We start from the raw sequence: 4,822 nt of genomic DNA on the forward strand, positions 1-4,822 counted from the left end.
CTCGAGCCGCCCGGACGCGCGCCGGTCGTGACGAGCACTGTGACGAACGCGGTCGCACCGACCGCGAGCGAGAGGACGACGTCGCGGGCGGGGGTTCCGATTTCGATCCGGTCGGACGCCGGTATCTCCTCGATGACGAGCAGGAAGATAACGAGTACGAGCGTCTCGACCACGAGCTGGGTCAGCGCGAGATCGGGCGCGCTCGCGAGGATGTAGAAGATCGCGATCATGAAGCCGAGAATCGAGAGCGTGAGGACACCCGCCACGTGGGTATCGGAGAGCACGACGGCGAGCGCGCCGACGACCGCGACGAGCAATACGAGCGTGATCGACGGGGTCGCCTCGAGGCCGAACCTGGCCGGTGCGATGGCCCCGGCTGCGACGAACCCCGTGAGGGCCAGCGCGCAGGTCGCACCAAGCGTCCACGACGCGTAGGTCCGGAGGTGGCCGTCGTGGACGTATTCGGCGAACGACCGGCCCTCGTCGGAGAGCCCCTCGACGATCACGTCGTACCACCAGTTCGGGCGGATCGGCGGTGTCGAACCCACGACTCCGCGGATACCGTCGTGGATGCGTCCGTAGAACGGGTACGCGACGAGGCCGACGCCGATCGTGACGGCGCTCATCCCCACCGGCGTCGAGTACGACGTCGGGAGTCCGACGTGCATCTCCTGGGGATCGACCGCCGTCGCCTCGAGGCCGGATTGAACGATCGTATCCACGGCGATCTGGGGGTCGACGCTGACGACCGCGGCGAGCAACGCCAGCACGGCCGGCGGGACGAGCAGGGTGACGGGCGGCTGGTGAACGTGGCCGATCGCCTCGGGCCGCTCGCCGAAGAAGAGCGAGAGGAATCGCAGCGAATAGAGGACGGTAAAGATGCTGCCGAAGACGGCGACGGCCGGATAGAGCACGCCCAGTAACCCGATATCGTGGTGGTGGCTCGCCTCGACGGCGGCCTCGAAGAGCAGTTCCTTCGAGTAGAAGCCGTTGAACGGCGGGATGCCGGCCATGCTGAGCGCGACCACCGTAGTGATCGCCGCGGTTACCGGCAGATCGCGGCGGAGTCCGCCGAGCTTGTCGATCTCTCGAGTCCCGGCCTCGTGGGCGACGATGCCGGCCACGAGGAACAGGGCGGCCTTGAACAGCGCGTGGTTGAGCAGGTGAAAGACGCCGGTCTCAGCGCCGTAGACCGACGTGAAACCGAAGCCGGCGACCATCAGCCCGAGATGGCTCGCCGTCGAGTAGGCGAGCAGTTCCTTGATATCCGTCGACGCGACGGCCATGATCGCACAGACGGTCATCGTCGTCAGGCCGAGCGTCGCGAACAGGAAGAGCCACTCGGGGCCGACGAGCATCGGACGGACGCGGCCGATGAAGTAGACGCCGACCTTGACCATCGTCGCGGAGTGGAGGAAGGCCGAAACGGGCGTGGGTGCCGCCATCGCGTTGGGCAACCAGAAGTGCAGCGGAACCTGCGCGGACTTGGTCCCCGCGCCGATCGCGAGCAACCCCAACACCGGCAGGAACAGTCCGCGCTCTCGGAGGGCCGCCGCCATCACGTCGGGCTCCTCGAGCATCGCGGCGAGATCGAACGCGGCTCCGGGACCGAGCACGTCGCCGGCGACGATCGAGAGTAAGAGGAACCCGACGAGCAAGAAGAGGCCGCCGCCGACGGTGATGAACATGGCCATCCGGGCGGCGTACTGCGAGGAGTCGTCGGCGGTGTAGTAGCCGATCAGGACGAACGACGCGAGGCTGGTGAGTTCCCAGAAGAGGAAGATCGCGACCAGGTCGGCGGCAAGCGCGACGCCGACGATCGATCCCATGAAGGCGAGCAGGGCGGCGTAGTATCTGACGAGGCCGGACTCCCCGTGCATGTACGCCGGCGAGTAGGTGAAGATGAGCGCGCCGATCCCACACGCCAGGAGCGCGAACAGCAGCGCCCAGCCGTCCACGTAGAACCGGAGCGCGATATTGAGAGACGGGATCCACTCGAGGGAGACGCTGCCCTCGCTCCCGTACTGTGTGGCCAGCAGGCCGAACGATGACAGCGCGACGACCGTCCCCGCGAACCCGGTTCCCTCACCGAGAACGCGAAAGAACACCGGCGTGAGTGCTGCGGCGACGAACGGGAGCGCGACCGCGGCGACGACCATCGCCAGGTCGGGAGACATTCAGTACGCCGAGGATAGGAAGAGACCACCCTTAAACGGTTACCTTTCGGTCGGCGGACCGGTTACGGGAATCGCCGTGCCGCGGTGGTGACGGTCTCTCGCGAACCGATCCGACCGTTTCCGATCGGCGAGTCCGACACGCTTATTCGCGAACGGCGACGAATCACGTGTAGTGAGTACCGAGACGCCAGAACCGACCGAAACCGAAGCGTTCGAGCGCGTCTGTAAGACGCTCGTCGAGCGGATCCTCGCCGGCGAGGTCGAGCGCGACGAGGTCGAGAAGGCCAAACTCGAGGCCTGTTCGGAGCATTCGGCACCGAAGGTGCCCAAGAACTCCGAACTGCTGGACTACGCGCCCGAGGAGCACCGCGAGGACCTGGAACCCGTGCTCCAGCGCAAGCCGGTCCGCACGGCGTCGGGTGTCTCGCCGGTCGCGATCATGACCTCGCCCGAGCGGTGTCCCCACGGCAAGTGTCTCTACTGCCCCGGCGGCCCCGACTCCGAGTTCTCGTCGTCCCAGAGCTACACGGGCGAGGAGCCCGCCGCCGCCCGCGGGGTGCAGAACGAGTACGACCCCTACGGACAGGTGACGCTGCGACTCGAGCAACTGCGCCAGATCGGCCACCCCGTCGACAAGGTCGAACTGATCCTGATGGGCGGGACGATGACCGCCCGCAGCCACGACTACCAGGAGTGGTTCGTCAAGCGCGCGCTCGAGGCGATGAACGAGTACGACGTCGACGAGGAGCCCGAACCGGCCCAGGGCGTCAGCTTCGCCGAGGATCCCGAGGAGCACGAGTTCGAGTACCTCGAGGACGTCATCGCGGAAAACGAGACCGCTGACATCCGCAACATCGGAACGACGTTCGAGACGAAGCCCGACTGGTGCGACCCCGAGCAGATCGATCGGATGCTCGATCTCGGCGGAACGAAGGTCGAGGTCGGCGTCCAGACCACGTACGAGCGAATCAACAGGGATATGCACCGCGGCCACGGCGTTCAGGAGTCGATCGATGCCAACCAGCGGCTGCGGGACTCGGCGTTCAAGGTCGGCTTCCACATGATGCCGGGTCAGCCCGGGATGTCGAAAGAGATGTGTCTCGAGGACTTCCGGCGGCTCTTCGACCAGGAGCAGTGGAAGCCCGACTACCTGAAGATCTATCCGACGCTCGTGGTGCGGGGCACCGCGACCTACGACTGGTGGCACAAAGACGAGTACGACCCGCTCTCGAACGATGAGGCCGCGGATCTGATCGCGGAGATAAAGGACATGATTCCCCGCTACACCCGGCTTCAGCGCGTCCAGCGGGATATTCCGGCGGACTTCATCGACGCCGGCGTCTGGAAGTCCAACCTCCGACAGCTCGCCCGCCAGCGGATGGACGAGCACGGCTGGACCTGCGACTGCATCCGCTGTCGCGAGGCCGGGATGCACGACGACGAGCCGGACGACATCGAACTCGACGTGATGAGCTACGAGGCCTGCGGCGGCACCGAGCACTTCATTTCCTTCGAGGACTTCGAGAAGGACCTCCTCGTCGGCTTCTGCCGGCTCCGGTTCCCGAATACGCCGGTCCGGCCCGAACTCGAGAACACGGCGCTGATCCGAGAACTCCACGTTTACGGCTCGGAGGTGACGGTCGGTGACGAGAGCGAGACGGACCAGCACCAGCATCGGGGCTACGGCCGCCGTCTGATGGACCGCGCCGAGGAGCTCGCCGCCGACGCCGGCTACGACAAGCTGAGCGTGATCTCCGGTATCGGCGCTCGAGAGTACTATCGGAACAAGCTCGGCTACCATCAGGACGGCCCGTACGTCAGCAAACGCATCTAATTCCCGCTCGCGCCGCCGTTATTATTTTCTGACGGTGGAGAGGGTGTAGTCTATGCTTCCGACACCTATCGGCACCGTTGTCAGCTCCCCACTCCGACAGTGGCACACCGTAATCACCTCTCGCTCGAGCGCGCCGGTTCCCACCACGTCGCTCGGTCCCCCTGGAGCGACCTCGTCGTCGCTGGTGGCGACGAGAGAGAGCTGCGGCCCGAGGATCGGAATCGCGACGAGGACCAGCGCCCGAAAATCGGCCCCACGAGCCCGAGGGCTGCGCCGACAACGATGGCAGCGACGAAGCCGACCAACGCGACGGCGATGACTTCGTTCTTTCAAATGATCGTACACGGAGCTGGATAATTCAGTCCAATGACGTTTCGGAACGGTGACGACGGATCGATATCGATCCCGCCGGCGACCGGGGAACTGTCGATTCAGACGGCGAGGACGGTATCCACCACCAGCATGACCGAGAACCCGAGCACGAACGCCGCCGTCGCGGTGTCCGCGTAGCCGTGGCCGTGACTCGAGGGGATGAGTTCTCGGAAGACGACGGCGATCATCGCGCCCGCGGCGAAGCCGGCGGCGACGGGGAAGAGGCCGGAGACGACCGCGACCAGCGAGAAGCCGATGGCCGCGGCGATCGGTTCCGGCACACCGCCCGAGATCGTCGTGTAGAGGAGCGTTCGCGGTGCCGAGACCCCGGCTCTGACCGCGGGGACGGCCATCGCGAACCCGTCGGGGACGTTCTGAACGGCGATCGCCGTCGCGATGGCGATCCCGAGTGCCGTTTCGCCGCTGGCGAACGCGATCC

4 protein-coding genes are annotated in these 4,822 nt (G+C 66.0%); 2 read left to right on the plus strand and 2 right to left on the minus strand.

The window, feature by feature from the left end; all coding sequences use genetic code 11:
- Positions 1-2,177: proton-conducting transporter transmembrane domain-containing protein (locus tag PGX04_RS29390; RefSeq protein ID WP_273741726.1), on the minus strand; the 2,177-nt coding region annotated here is incomplete at its 3' end.
- 172 nt (positions 2,178-2,349) lie between these two features.
- On the opposite strand from PGX04_RS29390, the gene PGX04_RS29395 reads away from it, so the two are divergent.
- Together PGX04_RS29395 and PGX04_RS29400 are read left to right on the plus strand one after the other, a co-directional pair.
- A complete protein-coding gene (locus PGX04_RS29395) occupies positions 2,350-4,011 on the plus strand; it encodes a tRNA uridine(34) 5-carboxymethylaminomethyl modification radical SAM/GNAT enzyme Elp3 (RefSeq protein WP_273741727.1) in 1,662 nt (553 codons plus the stop codon).
- Between the two features lie 99 nt (positions 4,012-4,110).
- On the plus strand, positions 4,111-4,368 hold the full coding sequence (locus PGX04_RS29400; RefSeq protein ID WP_273741728.1) for a hypothetical protein: 258 nt from the start codon (positions 4,111-4,113) through the stop codon (positions 4,366-4,368).
- Positions 4,369-4,442: 74 nt separating this feature from the next.
- Here PGX04_RS29400 and PGX04_RS29405 read toward each other — a convergent pair.
- The coding region (locus tag PGX04_RS29405) for a ZIP family metal transporter (protein WP_377043669.1) at positions 4,443-4,822 on the minus strand (380 nt) is incomplete at its 5' end.

The sequence above is a fragment of the Natrinema soli genome, from assembly GCF_028618695.1.